At 53.9% G+C, this 22160-nt stretch carries 20 protein-coding genes; 2 read left to right on the top strand and 18 right to left on the bottom strand.

All coding sequences use genetic code 11. The features are described 5' to 3' along the window. Window positions 1-44: 44 nt before the first annotated feature. The 18 genes from ACGHAD_RS07355 to leuC form a co-directional block, all read right to left on the bottom strand. Complete coding sequence (locus ACGHAD_RS07355; protein WP_382416025.1) at window positions 45-917, bottom strand: hypothetical protein; 873 nt, start codon at window positions 915-917, stop codon at window positions 45-47. A gap of 115 nt (window positions 918-1032) precedes the next feature. Then, window positions 1033-1962, bottom strand: a complete 930-nt coding sequence (locus ACGHAD_RS07350) for an AAA family ATPase (RefSeq protein ID WP_382416027.1) — start codon at window positions 1960-1962, stop codon at window positions 1033-1035. 12 nt (window positions 1963-1974) lie between these two features. Then, window positions 1975-3183: an O-succinylhomoserine sulfhydrylase gene (locus ACGHAD_RS07345; RefSeq protein WP_382416029.1), complete on the bottom strand. Its 1209-nt coding sequence runs from the start codon at window positions 3181-3183 to the stop codon at window positions 1975-1977. Between the two features lie 25 nt (window positions 3184-3208). After that, on the bottom strand, window positions 3209-4750 hold the full coding sequence (purF, locus tag ACGHAD_RS07340) for an amidophosphoribosyltransferase (protein ID WP_339615525.1): 1542 nt from the start codon (window positions 4748-4750) through the stop codon (window positions 3209-3211). A gap of 30 nt (window positions 4751-4780) precedes the next feature. Then, a complete protein-coding gene (locus ACGHAD_RS07335; RefSeq protein ID WP_339615526.1) occupies window positions 4781-5275 on the bottom strand; it encodes a CvpA family protein in 495 nt (164 codons plus the stop codon). A 70-nt stretch (window positions 5276-5345) separates the two neighbouring features. Beyond that, complete coding sequence (locus ACGHAD_RS07330; RefSeq protein WP_382416032.1) at window positions 5346-5987, bottom strand: SPOR domain-containing protein; 642 nt, start codon at window positions 5985-5987, stop codon at window positions 5346-5348. Beyond that, window positions 5984-7315, bottom strand: coding sequence for a bifunctional tetrahydrofolate synthase/dihydrofolate synthase (folC, locus tag ACGHAD_RS07325; protein WP_382416034.1), 1332 nt, complete (start codon window positions 7313-7315; stop codon window positions 5984-5986). Before folC ends, ACGHAD_RS07330 begins: the two co-directional genes overlap by 4 nt. 14 nt (window positions 7316-7329) lie before the next feature. Further along, window positions 7330-8196 (bottom strand): acetyl-CoA carboxylase, carboxyltransferase subunit beta, encoded by an 867-nt coding sequence (gene accD, locus ACGHAD_RS07320; RefSeq protein WP_339615529.1) that lies wholly within the window; start codon window positions 8194-8196, stop codon window positions 7330-7332. A 67-nt stretch (window positions 8197-8263) separates the two neighbouring features. Next, window positions 8264-9073, bottom strand: a complete 810-nt coding sequence (gene trpA, locus ACGHAD_RS07315; protein WP_382416036.1) for a tryptophan synthase subunit alpha — start codon at window positions 9071-9073, stop codon at window positions 8264-8266. 25 nt (window positions 9074-9098) lie between these two features. Beyond that, window positions 9099-10325 (bottom strand): tryptophan synthase subunit beta, encoded by a 1227-nt coding sequence (gene trpB / locus ACGHAD_RS07310; protein ID WP_382416038.1) that lies wholly within the window; start codon window positions 10323-10325, stop codon window positions 9099-9101. Between the two features lie 39 nt (window positions 10326-10364). Next, window positions 10365-10982, bottom strand: coding sequence for a phosphoribosylanthranilate isomerase (locus ACGHAD_RS07305; RefSeq protein ID WP_382416040.1), 618 nt, complete (start codon window positions 10980-10982; stop codon window positions 10365-10367). A 75-nt stretch (window positions 10983-11057) separates the two neighbouring features. Continuing rightward, window positions 11058-11957 carry a tRNA pseudouridine(38-40) synthase TruA gene (gene truA, locus ACGHAD_RS07300; RefSeq protein WP_382416042.1) on the bottom strand — a complete coding sequence of 300 codons (900 nt, stop codon included), beginning with the start codon at window positions 11955-11957 and terminating at the stop codon, window positions 11058-11060. Window positions 11958-12072: 115 nt separating this feature from the next. After that, entirely contained in the window at window positions 12073-15195 is a 3123-nt protein-coding gene (locus ACGHAD_RS07295) for a FimV/HubP family polar landmark protein (protein WP_382416044.1), read from the bottom strand. Window positions 15196-15536: 341 nt separating this feature from the next. Then, complete coding sequence (gene asd, locus ACGHAD_RS07290) at window positions 15537-16646, bottom strand: aspartate-semialdehyde dehydrogenase (RefSeq protein WP_382416644.1); 1110 nt, start codon at window positions 16644-16646, stop codon at window positions 15537-15539. 111 nt (window positions 16647-16757) lie between these two features. Beyond that, entirely contained in the window at window positions 16758-17840 is a 1083-nt protein-coding gene (gene leuB, locus ACGHAD_RS07285) for a 3-isopropylmalate dehydrogenase (RefSeq protein ID WP_339615535.1), read from the bottom strand. A gap of 37 nt (window positions 17841-17877) precedes the next feature. Further along, entirely contained in the window at window positions 17878-18189 is a 312-nt protein-coding gene (locus ACGHAD_RS07280) for a hypothetical protein (protein ID WP_382416046.1), read from the bottom strand. Window positions 18190-18223: 34 nt separating this feature from the next. Continuing rightward, a complete protein-coding gene (gene leuD / locus ACGHAD_RS07275; protein WP_382416048.1) occupies window positions 18224-18874 on the bottom strand; it encodes a 3-isopropylmalate dehydratase small subunit in 651 nt (216 codons plus the stop codon). Between the two features lie 12 nt (window positions 18875-18886). Next, window positions 18887-20314 carry a 3-isopropylmalate dehydratase large subunit gene (gene leuC, locus ACGHAD_RS07270; RefSeq protein WP_382416050.1) on the bottom strand — a complete coding sequence of 476 codons (1428 nt, stop codon included), beginning with the start codon at window positions 20312-20314 and terminating at the stop codon, window positions 18887-18889. Window positions 20315-20485: 171 nt separating this feature from the next. Between leuC and ACGHAD_RS07265 the strand changes: the two genes are divergently transcribed. Together ACGHAD_RS07265 and ACGHAD_RS07260 are read left to right on the top strand one after the other, a co-directional pair. Continuing rightward, window positions 20486-21364, top strand: a complete 879-nt coding sequence (locus tag ACGHAD_RS07265) for a LysR family transcriptional regulator (protein ID WP_382416052.1) — start codon at window positions 20486-20488, stop codon at window positions 21362-21364. Window positions 21365-21447: 83 nt separating this feature from the next. Then, window positions 21448-22155, top strand: a complete 708-nt coding sequence (locus ACGHAD_RS07260) for a TIGR04219 family outer membrane beta-barrel protein (protein ID WP_382416054.1) — start codon at window positions 21448-21450, stop codon at window positions 22153-22155. The last annotated feature ends 5 nt before the right edge of the window (window positions 22156-22160 follow it).

Genomic DNA, 22160 nt, shown 5'->3' with positions numbered 1-22160 from the left:
ACGGATACCGCTGAAAAACTAAATGGGAGGGAGCAAACCAGGTATTACGGCGCGCAAAAGTAGACATCAAACAATTCGCCCTCGACACTGTAGCAGCAACGCAAGCAGTCCGATTCAGACCGTGTGCTAACAGCTGTGGTCGCGTTGTCAGAGCCAATCTGGCGTATGGCCTGACCGCCCATATCGGCCAGCAGTAAATGCAGTAAACTGGCAAAAAACTGCGCCGGCGTCATCGGCGATGGAATATCCCCCAGACCCTCTCGGTGGGCATCAGAAAGTGCGGGCAAATCTAACGAGCCAATCAGCTCGGCACGTTGAAGCAAGCGCACTACTCCAGCCCCGGTGTCAGGGACGACAATGTTGAGGCGGTTATCAGACAAGTCTATTTGCCACACCCAGCAAGGCCCTTGCGGTGGCAACCCGTGCTCAGCGCAGTCCGGCTTTACATGCAAGCCATACACTTTAAGCATGTGTTGAGTCAGGGCAAAACTAAACGTATCAACCTCGCTGGCAAAATCGCTGGCCGATACCTCTGCGCCAAATTGTTGTAGATTGCGAAGGTTCCAGTAGTGGTAGTCTGTCAACAGGTTCGGCAAGTTGTTATCGCTGAGATAACCGTGCTTAACCAGCGCCTCCCCTAAAGTCAGCTGTACTTTGCGCTGCTGAGCGTGAAGGGCTTCTAAGGCAGTGCGACTGACCCAGCCTAAATTAATCACTATCTGGCTGAACAAGGTATCGTTTTCACAGCCCGAGAGTGGTAATTTTTGTAATTGTTGCTGAGACAGCACCCCGGCCACTAAAGCGATTTGCGCCAGCGTCTGATTTGCCTCGACTTGCAGAGCAATCGCTTCGCGCAACTGGGAGCGACTTACAATGCCTTTTAGCAGTAAATATTGGCCAAAAAAGCTTGTGGTCATGAAGGCTCCCCGATCAACACCCATACCCCGACAGCAGGGTACTTACTCATGGTATAGGTTGTCTTGTAGTGTTTGTCGACTATGTTTGTCATAGATATGTTAACCCAAGCGCCGATCAAATATTAGCGCTACCGGCAACAACCTCAACGCGCTCGAGTAATTCGGCTATTATCCGCTGTGAACCACCGGTCACATCGGCGCCGCTCACCCGATGAGCAATAACCGCCGATGCCACAGCTTGCAAATCATCCGGTATTACGTAATCTCGCCCCTCGACAAAAGCCCACGCTTTAGCCGCTTGCAATAATGCCAGCGCCCCCCGCGGCGACAAACCGTGGGTAAAGCCCTGCTCGTAACGACTCGCGTGAACCAGTCGCTGTAGGTAATCGATTAGGCTATCTGAGGCTTTCAGCGCACGCACCTGCTGTTTTAACTCAGCCAGCTGCGCGACATTAATACAACGAGTCAGCTCGGGGATATGCCGGCGCGGATCACCGCCTAAAAAAATCAACCGCTCGGCTTCGGCCGAAGGGTAACCCAAGCTAATACGCATTAAAAAACGGTCGAGCTGAGATTCGGGCAAAGCGAAGGTGCCCATTTGCGATTCGGGGTTTTGCGTGGCAATGACAAAAAATGGTTGCGGCAGAGGCCGGGTCTCGCCATCGATGCTGACTTGCTGCTCTTCCATGGCTTCAAGCAGCGCACTTTGTGTTTTAGGTGTAGTGCGGTTAATCTCATCGGCCAGCAACACTTGCGTAAACACCGGCCCGGGATGAAAGGTAAACTGACTCGAGGCGGCGTCAAAAACTGACACGCCGATAATATCCGCCGGCAGCATATCGCTGGTAAATTGCACCCGCTGATAATCCAAGCCAAGTACTTTAGCCAAGGCGTGTGCCAGCGTGGTTTTGCCCATACCGGGCAAATCCTCGATCAGCAAATGGCCGCCGGCTAGCAAGCAGGCAAGCGCTAGCTTCACCTCGTGCTCTTTTCCGAGCAGCACTTTGCCGATCTCGCGGCACGCTTTGTTTATATTGTCACGCATAAGCGCTTTGCCTTAGGCGATAGCAGTAAGGCCGCGAGCCAAATCTGCCTTTAGATCAGCGACATCTTCTAGACCAACGGCAACCCGAATAAGGTTTTCCGATATACCCGACGCCATTTTTTGCTCATCGCTAAGCCGACCATGAGTGGTCGTCGCCGGGTGGACAATAGTCGTTTTTGCATCGCCCAGATTTGCGGTTAACGACATAATGCGGGTTTTATTAATCACCTGCCACGCTTGCTCACGCCCGCCTTTTACACAAAACGACAACACACCACCAAAGCCACGCTGCTGTCTCGCCGCCAACTCATGGCCGGGGTGATCGGGCAAACCGGCATAATAAACTTTCTCGACCTGGGGATGATCATTTAACCACTCGGCCAGTGCTTGCGCACTCGCCGAATGGGCGTCCATACGCAGGCGCAACGTCTCGAGCCCCTTTAAAAAGACCCAGGCATTAAACGCGCTCATGGTTGGACCGGCACTGCGAATAAAGCCGAGTACTTCGTCGACCAAATGCTTGGGACCTGCCACCAAACCACCCAGGCAACGGCCCTGCCCGTCAATGTATTTGGTGGCCGAGTGGACAATCAAATCGGCGCCAAACTTTACCGGCAGCTGCAAGGCTGGCGTACAAAAGCAATTATCGACGACAAACAGCGCATTGTGCTTGTGAGTTAAATCGGCCAAGCGCTGCAAATCCACCACATCGCACAGCGGGTTAGAGGGCGTTTCGACAAACACCAGCCGGGTATCAGCGGTAAAAGCTTGCTCCCACGCTACAAAATCGACCGGGTCGACAAAGGTAGTGGTAACGCCAAAGCGCGCCAAGTACTTGGTAAACAATACCGTGGTGGTACCAAATACACTACGGGAACACACGATATGATCGCCAGACTTTAGCAGTGCGACGCAGGTAGACAAGATGGCGGCCATACCCGAGGCAGTGGCGACCGCACTCTCGGTACCTTCCATTGCCGCAATACGCTCTTCTAACGTGCGCACTGTGGGGTTGGTATAACGCGAGTAAACATTACCCGGCTCGTCGCCACCAAAGCGAGCGGCGGCTTGCTCGGCACTGTCAAACACATAGCTCGAGGTGAGGTACAGCGCCTCGGAGTGTTCTCCTTCGGCGCTTCGAGCCTGACCGGCCCGCACCGCGAGCGTATCAATAGCCGCATCAGCCAGTGCCTGTTTGCGCAACTCGTCTAAATCACTCATATCCGTTTCCGCGGTTTACCTGTGCTTAATGTATATGCAGGTCTTCGTTGTCGTTGTGCAAGCCGATGGGGCTTTCTTCCTCTTTTTCGCGCAACGCTTTTTTCTTTTTACTTTTGCCCTCTTGGCGATCCGCCTCGATTTTTTCTAAATACTCTTTGCCAACATCGCCAGTAATATAATGGCCGTCAAACACCGCACAATCAAATTCCGTTACGCCATCGGCGCCCTCGGCCGAGGCGGCGACCAGATCGTCCAACTCTTGATAGATCAGCCAGTCCGCGCCAATCTCTTTGCAGACTTCTTCCTGCGTGCGACCGTGAGCAATCAACTCTTTGCTGGTCGGCATATCAATACCGTAGACATTGGGGTAAATCACCGCTGGCGCTGCCGAGGCAAAATACACCTTTGCCGCGCCCGCCTCACGGGCCATCTGGATAATCTGCTGACACGTCGTGCCACGCACAATAGAGTCATCGACCAGCAATACGTTTTTACCGCGAAACTCCAGCTCGATCGGGTTGAGCTTTTGCCGTACCGATTTTTTGCGCATCTGTTGGCCGGGCATAATAAAGGTACGGCCGATATAGCGGTTTTTGATCAACCCTTCGCGAAATTTAACACCGATCTTGTAAGCCAGCGCCTGACCCGCCACCCGTGAGCTATCGGGGATGGGCACCACTACATCAATATCGTGGTCGGGGCGCTCGGCAAGAATCTTCTCGGCAAGCTTTTCGCCCTGACGCAAACGCGCTTTATAAACGGACACACCATCCATAATAGAGTCGGGACGCGCAAAGTACACATGCTCAAAAATACAGGGGGTTAAGCGCGTGTTTTTAGCGCACTGTTTGCGGTGCAACTGGCCGTCAAAAGTGATGTAAATTGCTTCACCCGGCGCGACATCACCGATTAAGTCAAAGCCAAGTACGTCGAGTGCCACGCTCTCGGAGGCCACCATGTACTCCTCGCCCTTATCGGTCTCGCGCTTACCGTACACTAAAGGGCGAATACCGTTGGGATCGCGAAACGCGACAATACCATAGCGAGCAATCAGGGCCACAACGGCGTAACCACCGCTGACGCGTTTGTGCACACCTTCTACTGCGGCAAAAATATCATCTTGATTGGGTGCCAGTTTGCCTTGCAGCTGCAGCTCGTGGGCAAATACATTTAACAGCACTTCGGAGTCAGAGTCGGTGTTAACGTGGCGCAAGTCAGTTTTAAATAACTCTTCACTGAGACTATCGGCATTGACTAAATTGCCGTTGTGGGCCAGCGCGATGCCATAGGGCGAGTTAACGTAAAACGGCTGCGCGAGCGCGGGGCCCGAGCTGCCAGCCGTAGGGTAACGCACATGACCAATGCCCACATTACCCACCAAGCGCTGCATATGGCGGGTGCGAAATACATCACGCACCAGACCATTGGCTTTTTGCTGGGTCATTTTGCCATCTTGGCAAGTCATAATACCGGCTGCGTCCTGGCCGCGATGTTGGAGGATAGTCAGCGCATCATAAAGCTGCGTATTGACGTCGCGTTTACCCACTATACCAACAATACCGCACATATTTGCCTCACCTTCGTGTAATGCGAACCATTAAAAAAATGACGTAATCCATTCGAGCGCTTGGTCCGTTGTGGCGCGAGCCCAAGCTTCGAATACTAAAAATCGGGGTATCAATACCGACTCTTGCCACCAACCGTCTTCGTTCACAGGAACAAGCGAGGGCAACAAAATAACAACGGCCAGTACGACCAGCGCGCCGCGAACCAAACCAAATACCATCCCAAACAGACGATCGGTCCCGGATAACCCGGTCATTCGCACCAGCTCGCCAATCAAGTAGTTCACCATGGCCCCTACTATTAGCGTCGCAGCGAACAAAATCGCAAACGCGGCCATAGCCCGCAATGAGGGAGTAGGAATCAAGTCGGTCATCAGAACGGCCAAGCGATCGTCAAAGATCGAGGCAATAATAAAGGCAGTCACCCAAACTACCAGCGACAAAGCTTCTTTTACAAAGCCGCGCTTGATACTAATCAAGCAGGACACAGCCAATATGCCGACGATGGTCCAATCTGCCCAATTCATGGGTTCAAGTGACTCCGGTTTTCAGAAGGCGCTGATTCTAACAGAGCAGCCACTGTGGGCATACCCCGACTCACGGTTTGAATGGCAACACCATAGAATTGACTTTAAACACCGGATCGACTTCTTGCTTAACCTCTAATGCTAAGGCCTTATCAAGCTTGGGGCCGATAAACACGCGGCTGACCTCCCCTTGCGAGGTTTGTGCCGAGCGCACGTACGCTTTGTAGCCGCGATCCTGCAAACGTTTGCGCAACTGCTGGGCCGACTCCGACGAGCGCAAGCTCGCCACCTGGACTACCCAGGCATCGACTAAAAGGTGGTCATCGCCAGCGACCGGCGCTTCTGGCTCGGCCACTCCCGACTCAGACGCACCAGACGGTGTCGGCTTGGATGCCGCACTTGAGACAGAGGCCAACTCTGAAGCGGCGCTGCGCGCAGAGCTCGATGAGCCCGATGTCGCAACCTCAGAATCGCCGACCGGCTGCTCATTATCGGGCACGAACATCGTCTCGGGCGCGGGTGCCGCAGGTGTCGTGACACGAGCCTGAGGCTTATCAATTACCACCGGAGTAATATTGGGGCGCGGTGGAATCTGACTGCGAGTATTCACCTGATAAGGCGCGTGTTGCTTAAAAAAACCGGGCAAAAAAATTACCGCAATACCCGCGAGCACCAAAGCGCCAATTAACCGTTGTTTTAACCCGCTGTTCACTTAATCTCCCCCAGGCTGCCCGCACTGGACACTCGCGTCACATCTGGCGCTAATATAGCCAGTGCAGCGGCCACGGTAAAGAAGGAGCCAAAGACTAACAGCAGATCATCCTCACCTAAGCTCAAATGCTCGCCGGTATTTAGACCACTTAAGGCATCGGCGAGACTCGCAAATGGCGTTACATTGGCACCACTTGCGCTAATAACGGCGGCCAGAGACTCTGGGCTCGCAGCGCGCGGCACATCGGCCAAGCCTACAGGCAACCAACAATCCACCAATCCCATTAGCGGCTGCAAGGAGCCGGCAATGTCCTTGTCGGCCATCATTGCCACTGCCGCCACAACCCGGCCAGAGGTTTGCCGCGCCGCCACCACTTGTGCCAAATAGGTTGTCGCGGCGGGGTTATGGGCAACATCAATCAGTACCGGGGTACCGCCAAAGCGAGCGTTTTGCATGCGCCCGGGCAAAGTCAGCCCACCAAACACATCAGCCAAATCCAATGCCGCCACATCCACACCCAGGGCTTTTACCGCCTGAATGGCGGCCGCAACACTACTCGACACCAAAGATACCGGGGGCACAGAGAGCGCAACGCCACTGTGGTTATCGATCAAACGCCACGGGGTCTTATCAGGTATAGGGTTATTCTCAGACGGCGCTGTATCAATAACAAAGTCGCGCCCTATTAAGCGCAGCGACGCACCAATATCATCGGCGTATTGCAACAGCGAAGCCGGCGGATCCGTATCGACACAAATGGCGGTTTTGCCCGCGCGCATAATACCGGCCTTTTCACGGCCAATACTTTCGCGGTCATTGCCAAGCCACGCTTCGTGATCAATAGCGATGCTGGTAATCACCGCCACGTCCGGATCGATAATATTGACAGCGTCCAGACGCCCGCCCAAACCCACTTCGAGCACCATAACATCGACAGCCTGCTGGCCAAACAGCACCAGCGCCGCGAGCGTACCAAATTCAAAGTAGGTTAAAGAGACATCGCCCCGGGCTTGATCGACAATATCAAACGCCCGGCACATAGCCGCCTCGCGTACCGGTACCGCGTTAATCTGGACCCGCTCACAGTAATGTTGAATATGGGGAGAGGTGTAACTACCGACACAAAATCCAGCCGCTTGCAGTAGCGCGCTAGCCGCGCTCACGCAAGAGCCTTTGCCGTTGGTGCCGGCGACCGTAATCACCGGCGGTAAATCGGGCAGTACCAGGCGCGCAAGCACCTGCCGCAGGCGATCGAGACCTAGGTCGATCTCGGTAGGATGCGCCTGCTCAAGCCACGTGAGCCAATCGTCGAGTTGCGTAAAGCGCATAGGGCGAGCGCCGTCTAGCTCGCCTCCGCTTGACGAGTAAATTTAGCCAACAAACCGGCCACTTTATCGCGCATTTGTGCGCGATGAATAATCATATCGATGGCGCCGTGCTCCAATAAAAACTCAGCGCGCTGAAAGCCCGGCGGCAGCTTCTGTCGAATGGTTTGTTCAATAATCGCGGGGCCGGCAAAACCGGCACGCGAGCCAGGCTCGGCCGCGTTAATGTCGCCCAATAGCGCCAGCGAGGCCGAGACACCACCGTACACCGGATCGGTCATGATAGAGAAATACGGCGTACCCTGCTGCTTTAAACGCTCGATAACGGCCGACGTTTTGGCCATTTGCATCAGCGAGATCAACGCCTCTTGCATACGGGCGCCGCCGGTAGCCGAAAAGCATACCAACGGGATATTCTCTTCTAGGGCGATTTTAGCTGCACGGGCAAAACGCTCGCCCACGACATACCCCATAGAACCACCGTGAAAAGCAAATTCAAAGGCGACCGCGACAACCGGCATGCCCTTTAGCTCGCCCTTCATGGCAACCAACGCATCTTTCTCACCAGTGGATTTTTGCGCGGCGCTCAGGCGATCTTTGTATTTTTTTACGTCTTTAAACTTTAAGCGATCAATCGGTTCGACATCGGTACCGATCTCTTGGCGACGATCTTCATCGAGAAAAATATCTAATCTACGCCGCGCACCAATACGCATATGGTGATCGCACTTAGGGCAGACATCGAGGTTTTTTTCCAGCTCTGGGCGGTACAGCACGGCAGAACACTTAACGCACTTCTTCCAAAGGCCTTCGGGCACTTTACTTGAGCCCTTTTTACCATCGGCACGCACAACGCTGGGAACCAGTTTCTCTAGCCAACTCATGGTTTAATCTCTTAATTGGGTTGCTTGTTTTGCAGGTATTTACCTAGCATCCGGACCGACATAACCTTTACAGGCTATCGAGGCCACGGCGAATATCACTAATGATAGCACCGACTGCGTCCGCAATCTTCTCGGGCGGCTGACCGGCGTGTTTACCCATCGCATCAACCAGCACACTACCGATCACGACACCGTCAGCTAATCGCGCCACATTGGTGGCGGTCTCGGCATCTTTAATACCAAAACCAACACACAGCGGCAGTGACGTTAGCGCGCCAAACTCGTCGAGCTTGGCCTTAACGGCGTCAACATCCAAATGCCCGGCACCGGTAACGCCTTTAAGAGAGACGTAGTATAAAAAACCACTGGCATTACTGGCCAAATGACGAGCCCGTTCGGGCGCGGTGGTCGGCGCCAACAAAAAGATATTATCAATATCACGCTGGGCCAGCTCAGACTTTAGCTCACCTAGCTCTTCCGGTGGTAAGTCGACCGTCAAAAGCCCATCAACGCCCACAGCCGCTGCACGCTCGGCAAAACGACTGTACCCCATGCGCTCAACCGGGTTGGCATAACCCATTAAAATAACGGGGGTAGTCGTATCGGTTTTGCGAAACTCGGCAACCAAATCAAGGGTGCCGGTTAAGCTTGTGCCAGACTCTAGGGCTCGCTCATGGCCCTGCTGAATCACTGGCCCCTCGGCCATTGGGTCAGAGAACGGCACACCTAGCTCAATAATATCGGCGCCAGCTTCGACCATTTTATGCATAGTGGGCAAACTGGCTGCCGGACTTGGGTCACCATTAACGATATAGGCAACCAGCGCTTTGCGGCCACGCGCTTGCAGTGCTTCAAATTGTTGACTGATTCGACTCATTAACATTTATCCAGTTGCGTTTGGGTCACACCGTGATGCCATCGATCTCGGCGACAGTGAGAATATCTTTGTCACCACGACCGGACAGATTAACGATAACAATCTGATCTTTACTCATGGTCGGTGCGAGTTTTTCGGCATAGGCTAAGGCGTGCGAGCTCTCAAGTGCAGGCATAATCCCCTCGACTCGAGTGGTTTTACGGAAAGCATTAAGCGCCTCATCGTCGTTAATCGCGACATAATCTACCCGCCCTAAATCTTTCAACCAAGAGTGCTCTGGGCCCACCCCTGGATAGTCAAGACCTGCCGATACCGAGTGAGTCTCGATGATCTGACCGTTTTCATCTTCCATTAAGTAGGTACGATTGCCGTGCAACACACCGGGCACGCCTTCATTTAGCGGTGCGGCGTGGCGTCCAGTCTCGACACCGTCACCACCCGCCTCGACACCGTACATGGCGACCGCCTCATCGTTTAAAAACGGGTGAAACAATCCGATCGCATTCGAGCCGCCACCAACACAGGCAACCAGTGCGTCGGGCAAGCGCCCGGTACGCTCCAGGCACTGAGCGCGAGCTTCGCGACCAATAATAGACTGAAAATCACGCACTAACTGCGGGTACGGATGCGGACCCGCCACAGTACCAATAATATAAAAGGTATCGTCAACGTTGGTCGCCCAATCGCGCATCGCCTCATTCATGGCGTCTTTTAAAGTTTTTGAGCCAGAAGTGACCGGAATGACTTCAGCGCCCAACAGTTTCATACGATAAACATTCAGCGCCTGTCGGCGAACATCTTCGGCGCCCATATAAACTTGGCATTTAAGACCGAGCCGTGCCGCCACCGTTGCCGTGGCAACCCCGTGCTGTCCGGCGCCGGTTTCGGCGATGACTCGGGTCTTGCCGGTTTTTTTTGCCAGTAACGCCTGACCAATCGTGTTATTAACTTTATGTGCACCAGTATGATTAAGGTCTTCGCGCTTAAAATAAATTTGCGCGCCGCCTAATTCACGGCTCATACGCTCGGCGTGGTACAGCGGCGACGGCCGGCCAACGTAATGGGCCAGATCGCGGTCAAACTCTGCCTGAAATTCGGCATCGTCCTTTAAGCTGCTGTATATCTCCTGCAGCTCATCCAGTGCATAAATCAGCGTCTCGGAGACAAAGCGGCCCCCAAACTGGCCAAAGTGACCCGTCGCATCAGGAAAAGCGCTGTAATTTACCGCAGATTTCTGCTCTTTATCACTCACAGTTCAACTCACTTTTTACAGGGCGCCAGCGTGGCGCGCTTAATGTTTGGCGTTGGAGATAAATTCTGCAACTTTGGTTGGATCTTTAATACCGGGGCTCGCCTCGACGCCGCCGCTAACGTCAACGCCATAGCAGCCCGTAGCCGCAATGGCCTCGGCAACGTTAGCCGGACTCAAGCCGCCGGCCAGTACCACAGGGCGAGGGGGATTTGCCGGAACCCGCTGCCAGTCGAAGGTGGCACCGGTACCGCCGGGAACCCCCTTCTGATAGGCATCGAGCAGCAAACCTGCCGCCTGAGTATAGGGTTGCATCGCAGCCACAACATCCAAGTCTGGGCGCATTCTAATCGCCTTTAGATAGGGGCGCTCAAATTGCTCGCAAAACTCGGGGGTTTCATCGCCGTGAAACTGCAACAGCTGCAGCGGCACTTCTCGCAACACTTGGTAGACCGTTTCTGCACTGGCATTGACGAACAGCCCCGTGACCGTCACTAACGGCCCCACGGCGTAGGCAATCTCGCGGGCGCGGGCAATACTAACCGCACGCTTGCTGGGCTCGTAAAACACCAAGCCAATAGCGTCGGCGCCACAGGCAAGTGCATGCTCGGCATCGGCCACCTGAGTAATACCACATATTTTTACGCGCGAACTGTTCAACCGGATTACCCGCTATACAACCTTAATCGGTCAGCTATCGATAAGCTGCCGCAAAGGCCTGAATACTACCAGATTTTAATCATTTTTGCTGCCACCCGCGCGCCCCGCAAGCGCGCCCACAGGATCGGCAAGAAACAATGGGCCCGGATTACCTCGCCCCAGTGCAAAACGATTTTCGTAATCCACCGCTACCAGGTACAAACCATTGGGGCGCGCGGTTGCTGCCGCCGCTGAGCGCTGTCGCGCCGCAAGCACATCGGCGGGCCAGGTAACGGGGCGAGCGCCCCGCCCCACCTCAAGCAGCACACCGACGATATTGCGCACCATATGATGTAAAAACGCATTGGCTTTTATTTCTAGGATAATTAAGTCACCCCGGCGAGACAGGTGCAAATGCTCGACCGTGCGTACCGGGCTGTGCGCCTGACACTGGGCAGCCCGGTAAGAGGTAAAATCGTGGGTGCCCACCAAGTACTGTGCAGCAATAGCCATAGCGTCCACATCCAGCTTGTGGCGCACCCAGGTAACCTGATCGTGCAATAGCGCCGGCCGTGCATTGGCGTCACTCAACAAGTAGCGATAAGCCCGCGAGTGAGCACTAAAGCGGGCATGAAAATCATTGGGCACGGTACGTGCCCAGCGCACACCAACGCCATTAGGCAAATGGGGCCGGGCACCCAACACCCAGGCTTTGTCCGGCCGGTTTGCCTGAGTATCAAAATGCACCACCTGCCCGGTGGCGTGGACGCCGGCATCTGTTCTACCGGCACAGACTAATGTTACCGGTTCACAGGCGATTTTAGATAACGCTTTTTGCAAATAATCTTGCACTGTGGGCACACCACCAGGCTGTACCTGAAACCCACGAAAATCGTAACCATTGTACTCAACACCCAACGCAACGCGCTGCATTCCCTCGGGCCAAGGGGTACCGGGGGAGATCTCACAGTTGCGAGTATAATAGCGTTCGGACATAGCGGGATTCTGCGATCAAAGGGTTAATGCGTAATGTCACAGACTTATGTCTGTACAAAAATAAAAAAGGCCCTGCGCACATCAGTGAGCAAGGCCTTAGTAACGATATCAGTGATTAGCTTTGCGCTTTATCCAGCAGGCTAAGCGCTTCGGCTTTTTGCTCTTCGTTACCCTCCTCCGCCACTTCAGAGAGAATATCGCGAGCGCCATCTAGATCACCCATATCAATATAAGCACGAGCCAAGTCCAACTTAGTGGTGACTTCATCACTATCCGTCAGAAAATCAAGATCTTCATCGTCAAGATCGGCATCGTCCGCATCCAGCCCTGGCAAGTCATCCAACTCTGACGCGTCGGCGGACGCTTCAGTATCCAAATCGCCCAGCGCCTGCTCGAACGCGTCGTCATCATCAAGACCGGCAGGCTCAGCAACAGTGTTATCAGCTGCAGCATCTAAGTCCGCCATATCTTCGTCCATAGAGGCCAGGTCAAAATCGTCCATAGCCTTATCTAAATCGAAGTCATCCGCATCGTCCTCGGCCAGATCTAAGGTGGGCACCTCTTCTTCGTCAGCGGCACCTTCGGCAAGTTCATCGCCTAGGTCAACCGATGCATGGCCGGCTTCCTCAGAGCTCGGATCATAGGGCTCGGGCTCAGAGTAGCTGGTCGCGGGCTCTTCTTCCGGCTCCAAATCGAGTGTTGTATCAAAGCTAAAGTCTTCATCTAACAGTGGTGCTTCATCGGTCAAAGACACACCATCTTCAGCGGATTTATCAGATTCATCGCTAATAGAGTCTAAATCGAACTCCAAATCATCAAGCTCGTCGGTGCTGGCGGTACTGCCAGATTCTGACTGTGACGCAAAAGAGTCTTCGACCGGCACTGTACTTCCTTCCGTGTCGTCTAACGTATACTCAATATCGTCAAGGGGCTGCGAATCCTGCTGATCATCCTCCAGATCGAGAGCAAACACATCATCAGACTCGGCACTTTCGGGCTCATTGGCCACGGCGTCATCGTCTAAATCCAAATCAAATTCCAGCAGTGCGTCGTCAGTCGCACTGTCATCCTCGGACTCGAACGACAAATCGTAACGGCTAGACGATTCGTCCAGCTCTAACTCATCACTGGCCGCCGGGCTTGAGTCCATATCGTCCAGCTGCAGCTCTTCATCATCTTTTAACGCCGAGTCGTCTAGCTCGTCGGAAAGATCGAAATCGAAATCATCATCCAGGTCATCCGAGTTTGCACCGCCATCGGCAAGCGGAGCACTGTCATTAAGATCGAAGCTCTGGTCAAAATCAGACTCGACAACACTATCTTCTTGCTCTGTAGCGGACGAGGCCAGCCCGGTTGCCAAGGCGGCACCAGCGGCTGGCGCAACAAAATCGGCGGCACCTGGGAAGTACTGCACCCGCAAGCTGCTAGCGCGAGCAATACTGGCTTCATCGCCCTGCTCGACAATAGCGGCAAAGCGCGCGTCAAAGGAGTCAAGGTTATTGCTTTCGCCGTATGTTTCCAGCAATTTCAAGCTGATGGGCATAGAGCCCGGCTCGCGCTCAAGGGCCGACAACAGCATATCTTCGGCCTGCTCGTACTTGCCGAGAGCAATATAAATATCGGCTTCGCCAACCACATCGCCGGTTTCTGGCTCAACACTTTCGGCTGACTCATCGGCATCCGTTTCATCAAATAACGAATCGTCTAGAGCTCCCGCATCCATGTCACTGTCGGCCAGCTCGTTCTCAGGCTGAGTCTCGGCCTCTTCATAGGCGATAGGCTCATCGTAGTCTGGGGTGAAATCGTCACTCTCATCAACTGTAGAGCCGCGCTTACGCAACGCCAGCACAACCAATAGCCCGATTAACACCACGGCCAGAACAATCCACAAAAGATTGTCCATAAGGGTGTCCATCAACGTAGGCTCAGGCGCGCGTCGCACGACCTTATTGGTATTGCGAACCGGCTCTTTCGCTTCAGGCTCAACTTTATCAGCTGGCTTGGCTGCCGTTTTTTCCGGCGCCGGCTTAACCGCAGAGCTGGATTCGGCAACACTGGTATCTTCAGCCGGCTTGGCGTCGTCAGTTACTGGCGTCGCAGCGGCGTCACTGAGATTCTCGTCAGCGTCGTTTTTCTGTTGCGCAGCCACTTCCAGTGCCCGCATCTGCTCGTTGCTGACCTCCAGCAAACGCTCCATGGTTTCGATTTGCTCTTCAAGGTCGCCCACCCGCGAGCGCAGCTCTGTGTTCTCACCGCGAGAGCGTGCAAGCTCGTCTTTAGTATCCGTCAGCTCACGCTCAAGCGCGGCGCTTCCAGCCGAACCAGCGCCACCATTGCGGGCGGCATCATCAGAGCTATCGCTACCCGAGGCCAAACGCAATCGACCACTGACCTCGTCAGACGTACGATTACTCGCACTATTGCGACCCGAGCCGTCAAGCTGAGCCCCCATGGCGTTACCAGACCACTCGCGGTTCTGTTCGGCAACACGGCTAATCGCCTGGCGGTTATTGAGCTCGCGAACTTCACGCTCTGAGGGAATGCGCAACACCTGCCCTTTTTTCAGCAGGTTGATATTGTTGCGGATAAAAGCATCGGGGTTGGCTTTTTGAATCGCCAGCATCGTCTGATGAATAGAGGCGTTACCGGGACGGTGATCGCGGGCGATCTCCCACAGGGTATCGCTGGCTTTAACCGGGCCGTAGACATCGCCTCCGGCACTGTTAGCCGATACGGCGCCGGAGTCGCTGCGCTGCCGTACCGGCTCATTCTTTACCGGTCGGCTTTTAGATTCTATTGGGGTAACACTGCCCTGAACCGGCGCAGCACTCTCGCCCGAGAAGGTGGGCAGATCAAGCAACAGGGTATACTCACGCATTACCCGACCACTGGTCCAGCGCATGTCGACCACAAAACTTAAGTAGGGCTCACGCACAGGGTCGCGGCTGGTAACCGCCACAAATGGGCCATTAGGACCATCGGTTACCACATTAAAGCGCAATTGTGTGTAAAAGAACGAACGCTCCAGACCAACTTTATCAAAGTCTTCTTGCGTCCCCAGCTTAATGACAATCTGCTCAGCGCTGAGATCACCAAGATCACGCAGGCCAATGTGAGCGTCAAGCGGCTGATTGAGAGACGAATTTAGCGATATGTCACCAAGTCCCAGCGCCAACACAGAGCGCGAAACCAACAGTGATAAAACCCCAAGCAGTATTACCAGCTTACGAAGATGCATAGCATTTTCCTTTTATTGTCTCCCCCGGCCTCCTGACGACCACCCGCCATTGGACTTCCTGTCAGCCACATAGCTGTGGCGCGGCATACCCGAAAAATTGTTGTAATGAGGCTTTGCAACCTCGAATATTTCTTCACTAATAGCCGTAAGTATTCATTATAAATAGCTTTTTATCAATACTTAACCCAATCGCAGCCCTAGCTATTCACTCGCTTTTTACGCAAATTAGGCTCGCATTATTAAAAATGCATAAAAATGCGACGCCGTTCAACAAAAAAACCCCGACCCTATCTCAGATCGAGGCTTTGCTGGAACAGCCGAGATTAACCTCGGTGTCAGGATTAGGCGTTGCGCAGCACTTGCAACATACGGCGCAGCGGCTCGGCCGCACCCCACAACAGCTGGTCACCCACAGTAAAGGCGTTGAGGTACTCGCCCCCCATGCTAAGTTTACGCAAACGCCCTACGGGAACGGTCAGCGTGCCCGTTACCGCGGTGGGAGTCAGATCGCGCAAAGTTGACTCTTTATCGTTAGGCACCACTTTAGCCCACTGATTGTGGCCGGCAATCATTTGCTCGATTTCATCCAGCGGCACGTCTTTTTTCAGTTTAATGGTCAAAGCCTGCGCGTGACAACGCATGGCGCCAATGCGCACACAGGTTCCATCCAGCGGGATCGGATTGCCATCGTTACCTAAAATCTTGTTGGTTTCGGCTTGCGCCTTCCACTCTTCGCGGCTCTGGCCGTTTTCAAGCTGGCTATCAATAAACGGTAAAACACTGCCGGCCAATGGTGCGCCAAAGTTTTCGGTGGGGAAGTCACCCGAGCGCATAGTGGCCGCCACTTTGCGATCCAACTCTAAAATAGCTGAGGCCGGATCGGCCAATTCGCTGGCAACGCCATCGCGAATAGTGCCCATCTGCTCGATCAGCTCGCGCATATTGCGCGCGCCAGCACCCGATGCGGCCTGGTAAGTCATGGACGTTGCCCACTCAACCAAGTTATTGGCAAACAAGCCGCCAAGGCCCATTAGCATTAAGCTCACAGTGCAGTTGCCGCCGATGTAATTTTTAACGCCGCGAGCCAAACCGTCTTTAATCACGTCGAGGTTGACCGGGTCGAGAACAATCAGCGAATCTTTATCCATGCGCAAGCTTGAGGCGGCGTCAATCCAATAGCCGTCCCAGCCAGCACCACGCAGATCGGCAAATACAGCTTTGGTGTAATCGCCACCCTGACAAGAGATAATCGCATCCAGTTGCTTCAGATCATCAATAGAGAAAGCGTCTTTTAGCGGTGGCAAACCCTCGGCCACGTTAGGCGCTTCGCCACCCACATTAGAGGTGGTAAAGAACACCGGCTCAATACCGTCAAAATCGTTTTCCGACTGCATGCGCTCCATCAGGACAGAACCGACCATGCCGCGCCAACCTACAAAACCTACTTTCATCATTTGACTCTCTTTTTAACTCTTTGTTGAATTAAAGCGTTCATCGGGCGCCTTGTGAGCACCCGCGAAGGCCCTATATTTTGCCGCAAATAGCCACTGGCTGCAAATTGATCAATTCTGATACAGCGCCGCTAACACCGCATCACCCATTTCACGAGTGCCAACTTTGGTGCTACCGGGAGTGTAGATATCGGCCGTGCGTAAACCCTGATCCAGCACCTTACCGACCGCTGCTTCAATGGCATCCGCGCTCTGGGTAAAGCCCAGCGAGTAGCGCAACATCATCGACGCTGACAAAATAGTCGCCAGTGGATTGGCGATGCCCTGCCCGGCAATATCCGGTGCCGAGCCGTGACACGGCTCGTACATACCGCGTCCTTGTTTATCCAGTGAGGCCGATGGAAGCATGCCAATCGAACCTGTCAACATTGCGGCCGCATCAGACAAAATATCGCCAAACATATTGCCCGTTACCAGCACGTCAAACTGCTTGGGCGCGCGCACTAATTGCATCGCGGCGTTGTCGACGTACATATGCGACAACTCAACATCCGGGTACTCGGGCGCCAATCGGTCCATGACTTCACGCCACAAAATAGTGGCCTCTAGCACATTAGCTTTATCCACCGAGCAGACTTTTTTGTTGCGCTTGCGCGCCATTTCAAACGCGGTGCGCCCAATACGTTCGATTTCACTCTCGGAATATTTATAGGTGTTATAGCCTTCTCGTTCGCCATTTTCTAATGTACGAATCCCCCGCGGCTCGCCAAAGTAAATACCTCCGGTCAGCTCTCGCACGATTAAAATGTCCAACCCGGAGACAACCTCAGGCTTTAAGCTCGACGCCTCGACCAACTGCGGGTACAAAAGTGCGGGGCGCAAATTGGCGTACAACTCCAGTGACGAGCGAATTTTTAGCAAACCGCGCTCGGGCCGAATCGCGCGATCAATAGTATCCCACTTGGGGCCACCGACAGCGCCTAGCAAAATGGCGTCGCACTCGCGAGCGCTGGCGACAGCCGCATCGGTTAACGGCTCGCCGTGGGCATCAATAGAGGCCCCGCCAATCAACTCGTCAACAAATTCCAACTGCAATTTATCATGTTCATTGACTGCATCCAGCACACGACGCGCCTGGGCAACAATCTCGGGGCCAATGCCGTCACCCGGCAAAATCATAATCTTTTTAGTCACGCTTACTCCTGGTTATTTTGGGCTCGCCTGAGGGCAGTTACACCACCGACGCGCCGTAAATCTCAACAATTTTGTCGTCTTGCGCCACTGGCGAAAACAACTCCCATTCAATCCCGTTTGCGTCTATCTCACTGGAAAAGCCCTGGGCCTCATCACACTCAAACCCAAGGTGACGCAACTGACCGGCCCGCTCGGGAATTTCATTAATAGAAAAATTTAAGGTGTCGGTACGCCACATGGCGTACTTGCCGGGCACCACAGCGCCCGGCTTACCACCTAAGCGCCGGGAGTAGTCGGCAATCGACGCGGTTAAATCTTTTACCGCCAAAGCAATATGAAAACGCTTCACAGAACACTCCTTTGTCATTATTTAGACGCCAGCGTCAATTTTTTACTGCATCAAACAACCAGGGCGCATTGGCGCGGCGCTCGGCCTCGTATGTTTTAATACTGTCGGCCTGTTCGAGAGTGAGGCCAATATCATCCAACCCTTGCAGCAGGCAGTGCTTGCGAAATTCGTCCACCTCAAAACTAAACGCTTCGCCGCCAGGGGTTACAACCTGTTGCGCCGGCAAATCGATGGTTAACTCATAGCCTTCACAGGCGTACAACTCGTCAAACAGGCGATCGACCACAGCTTCACTTAACACCAGCGGCAAAAGGCCATTTTTAAAACAATTGTTGTAAAAAATATCGGCAAAGCTCGGGGCTATTACACAGCGAAACCCGTAATCGTCCAGCGCCCAGGGCGCGTGCTCGCGCGAGGAGCCACAGCCAAAGTTTTTGCGCGTTAACAAAACACTGGCACCTTGGTAACGCGCCTGGTTTAACGCAAACTCCGGGTTAAGTGGTCGGCCGGTACACTCTTGGTCGGGCTGACCTTCGTCTAAATAGCGCAACTCATCAAACAAGTTTTTGCCAAACCCGGTGCGTTTAATAGACTTTAAAAACTGCTTGGGAATAATCATATCGGTATCGACATTGGCGCGATCCATAGGCGCCACAACCCCGGTTATTGTCGTAAAGCTTTTCATGTTTCTCTCCGGTTAGGTACGCACAAATTCGCGAACATCAACAAAGTGGCCGGCCACACCAGCGGCCGCGGCCATTGCCGGACTGACCAAATGGGTGCGCCCGCCGTACCCCTGGCGCCCTTCAAAGTTGCGGTTTGAAGTAGAGGCACAGTGCTCACCGGCACCGAGCTTATCGGCGTTCATGGCCAAGCACATTGAGCAGCCCGGCTCGCGCCACTCAAAACCGGCCGCCTCAAAAATTTTATCCAAGCCTTCGGCTTCGGCTTGAGCTTTCACCGTACCCGAACCCGGCACCACCATCACCTGTTTAACGCTAGCGGCTTTTTGGCGGCCTTTTACCACCTCGGCGGCGGCGCGAATATCTTCGATGCGCGAATTGGTGCAAGAGCCAATAAACACACGGTCGAGCTTAATATCGGCAATTGCCTGGCCGGCAGTCAGCCCCATATATTCCAACGCACGCTGCATTCCCTCGCGTTTTACCGCGTCGGACTCATCGGCGGGATTAGGCACCGCCGCACTCACATCCACCACCATATCGGGCGACGTCCCCCAGCTGACCTGCGGCAAAATATCTGCGCCATCTAACTCGACCACCTCATCAAAGTGGGCGCCCGCGTCTGAGACTAAATCGCGCCACGCGGCCACGGCTTTATCCCAGTTTTCGCCGGTAGGCGCATAGGGGCGACCTTTGACATACTCAATCGTCGTATCATCGACAGCCACCATACCGGCGCGCGCGCCAGCCTCAATGGCCATATTGCACACGGTCATGCGACCTTCCATGCTCATATCGCGAAACACCTCGCCGGCAAACTCAACCGCATAGCCGGTGCCGCCGGCTGTGCCAATTTTGCCGATAATAGCCAGCACCACATCTTTTGCGGTAACACCCGCGCCGAGCTTGCCGTTAACATCAATACGCATGTTGCCCATTTTTTTAGCGACCAAGCACTGAGTGGCCAGTACATGCTCCACCTCGCTGGTGCCGATGCCATGAGCCAAGGCCCCCAAGGCGCCATTGGTCGCCGTGTGGGAGTCGCCACACACCACTGTCATGCCCGGCAAACACGCGCCCGACTCGGGCCCAACCACATGCACAATACCCTGGCGACGGTCATTGATCTTGTACTCTACAATGCCAAACTCGTCGCAGTTGTCATCCAGCGTTTGCACCTGAATAAGTGACACCGGATCTTCGATGCCGCTGACGCCCGAGGCGCGCTCTTTAACGGTGGTAGGCACATTGTGATCGGGTGTTGCTAACACAGAGTCGACTCGCCAAGGCTTGCGCCCTGCTATACGCAGCCCCTCAAAGGCTTGCGGTGACGTTACTTCATGGACGATGTGGCGATCGATATAAATCAACGCTGAGCCATCGTCGCGCTGTTGTACAAGGTGGGCATCCCAGAGCTTGTCGTAAAGAGTTTTTGCGGCCATGTTGTCCTCGTTTGTGCGGTTCACGGTGCGATTTAAGAGAGCCTCTCACTCTAAGATGAGATCGGATATACCGGCATATTTTGTAAGGTCAATAATAGAGCCCACTCACAAATAAAACAAATTCATATTTTTTATATTTTCCATTCCACAAAGGAATGGTAGTCTTGTTCAATGGATACCCAACACCTCACCACATTTATCACCATCGCCGAGACCGGCTCTTTCTCGGAGGCGGCCAATCGCTTACACCTCACCCAACCGGCGGTCAGTAAGCGCATCGCCCTACTGGAGGAGCAATTAGATAAAAAACTGTTTGATCGGTTTGGCAAACATATCCACCTAACCCCCGCCGGACGAGTGCTACTGCCTCATGCGCGGCAAATACTGCAAAGCGTCGGCGACGCCAGCCGGGCGCTCACCGACCTCGACGGCGACGTCAGCGGGCCGCTCAGCATCGCCACCAGTCACCATATTGGCCTGCACCGCTTACCCGATGTGCTTAGTGAGTTCTCTCATAAATTTCCCCAGGTGCACCTCGACCTGCACTTTCTGGACTCCGAAAAAGCACTTCTGGCGGTTGAACAAGGCGAGTTTGAGTTAGGCGTCATTACCTTGGCCGAGAACATCGGCACACATATGGCCGAGCTGCCCGTCTGGCAAGACACCTTAGAGTTCGTCTGCGCGACCAATCATCCGCTGGCACAACGCGCGCACTTGCAGTTAAGCGACTTGTGCGACGTGCAGGCCATCGCTCCAGACAACAACACCCACACCACACGGCTGATTCAAAAACTGTTTGATCGCCGGGACTTAACCCTCAATATATCCATGGTCACCAACCACTTAGACACCATCAAAATGATGGTGTCTATCGGCCTGGGTTGGGGAGTTTTACCTCGCTCAATGATCGACGCCGGCTTAACCATTCTCGATTTACAGCTACCTCCACTGACGCGGCAACTCGGTGCGGTATTTCACACTAAACGCAGCCAAAGTAACGCCGCGCAAAACTTTTTAACGGTTTTACAAAGCTCAACACAAGCGCGCTGATCGAGACTGTTTTAGCGAATGCCACAATGCTATGATCCCGCAATTGCTCGTTCCACTCCGCTAGTTACCGCAAGGACTTTACCATGAGAGCTATTTTTGCCACGCCACTTGCCGCCCCTTTGGTCGCGTTATGCATAAGCGCCACAGCCCACGCAGACGCGATTGGTGTAAAAGGCGATATTGGTTTGTGGCGCTCTGATTACGCAGGCGACATTGGCAGCGCGTCGACCTCTGTGGGCTCGCTCGGTTACACCGATGAAACCAATCGTTTTCTGCACATCTCCGTAGAGCACCCTATTCCGCTGATTCCAAATTTTCGCGTCGGCTACACCGATATTAACGCCGGACGCTCAGTCGAATGGGAGGGCGGCAGCGCCAGCTCGACCATTGAGCTAACGCATCTCGATAACACCGCTTACTATGAGGTTTTAGACAACTGGGTGAGCATCGACCTTGGTTTGTCGCTACGCATCTACGATGGTCGCATTAGCTTAGCCACACCTAACACCAACGAGAGCATGAAAGTCGATGACGTTTTACCAATGGGGTATTTGTTAGTGGAAGCGGAACTACCTTTTACCGGCTGGTCGGCGGGAGTTGAAGGAAACCATACCGACTTTAGCGACTATCAGGTAACTGATTACACCCTTAAGCTGCGCTACCTTTTTGACTCACTGGTGGACTTAGGGGTTGAGTTTGGTTACCGCAATCAAGCGCTTAATATTGATCAAGGTATGGGCGCCGACTTAACCTTAGATGGCCCCTACGCGGCGTTTGCCTTTCACTTTTAAAACCG

It is taken from the genome of Gilvimarinus japonicus, from assembly GCF_042847215.1.
GTDB lineage: Bacteria > Pseudomonadota > Gammaproteobacteria > Pseudomonadales > Cellvibrionaceae > Gilvimarinus > Gilvimarinus japonicus.
Note: the sequence above shows the minus strand (reverse complement) of the source record. Positions and strands in the feature narration are given on the sequence as shown.

What these genes read in the sequence shown, in the direction of transcription:
- ACGHAD_RS07265 (WP_382416052.1), top strand. Translation starts at nt 20,486, where the DNA reads ATGGATACCCAACACCTCACCACATTTATCACCATCGCCGAGACCGGC.
- leuD (WP_382416048.1), bottom strand. Translation starts at nt 18,874, where the DNA reads ATGAAAAGCTTTACGACAATAACCGGGGTTGTGGCGCCTATGGATCGC.
- ACGHAD_RS07335 (WP_339615526.1), bottom strand. Translation starts at nt 5,275, where the DNA reads ATGAATTGGGCAGATTGGACCATCGTCGGCATATTGGCTGTGTCCTGC.
- ACGHAD_RS07355 (WP_382416025.1), bottom strand. Translation starts at nt 917, where the DNA reads ATGACCACAAGCTTTTTTGGCCAATATTTACTGCTAAAAGGCATTGTA.
- ACGHAD_RS07260 (WP_382416054.1), top strand. Translation starts at nt 21,448, where the DNA reads ATGAGAGCTATTTTTGCCACGCCACTTGCCGCCCCTTTGGTCGCGTTA.
- folC (WP_382416034.1), bottom strand. Translation starts at nt 7,315, where the DNA reads ATGCGCTTTACGCAACTCGACGATTGGCTCACGTGGCTTGAGCAGGCG.
- ACGHAD_RS07345 (WP_382416029.1), bottom strand. Translation starts at nt 3,183, where the DNA reads ATGAGTGATTTAGACGAGTTGCGCAAACAGGCACTGGCTGATGCGGCT.
- purF (WP_339615525.1), bottom strand. Translation starts at nt 4,750, where the DNA reads ATGTGCGGTATTGTTGGTATAGTGGGTAAACGCGACGTCAATACGCAG.
- truA (WP_382416042.1), bottom strand. Translation starts at nt 11,957, where the DNA reads ATGTCCGAACGCTATTATACTCGCAACTGTGAGATCTCCCCCGGTACC.
- trpA (WP_382416036.1), bottom strand. Translation starts at nt 9,073, where the DNA reads ATGAGTCGAATCAGTCAACAATTTGAAGCACTGCAAGCGCGTGGCCGC.
- leuC (WP_382416050.1), bottom strand. Translation starts at nt 20,314, where the DNA reads ATGGCCGCAAAAACTCTTTACGACAAGCTCTGGGATGCCCACCTTGTA.
- ACGHAD_RS07350 (WP_382416027.1), bottom strand. Translation starts at nt 1,962, where the DNA reads ATGCGTGACAATATAAACAAAGCGTGCCGCGAGATCGGCAAAGTGCTG.
- accD (WP_339615529.1), bottom strand. Translation starts at nt 8,196, where the DNA reads ATGAGTTGGCTAGAGAAACTGGTTCCCAGCGTTGTGCGTGCCGATGGT.
- ACGHAD_RS07295 (WP_382416044.1), bottom strand. Translation starts at nt 15,195, where the DNA reads ATGCATCTTCGTAAGCTGGTAATACTGCTTGGGGTTTTATCACTGTTG.
- asd (WP_382416644.1), bottom strand. Translation starts at nt 16,646, where the DNA reads ATGAAAGTAGGTTTTGTAGGTTGGCGCGGCATGGTCGGTTCTGTCCTG.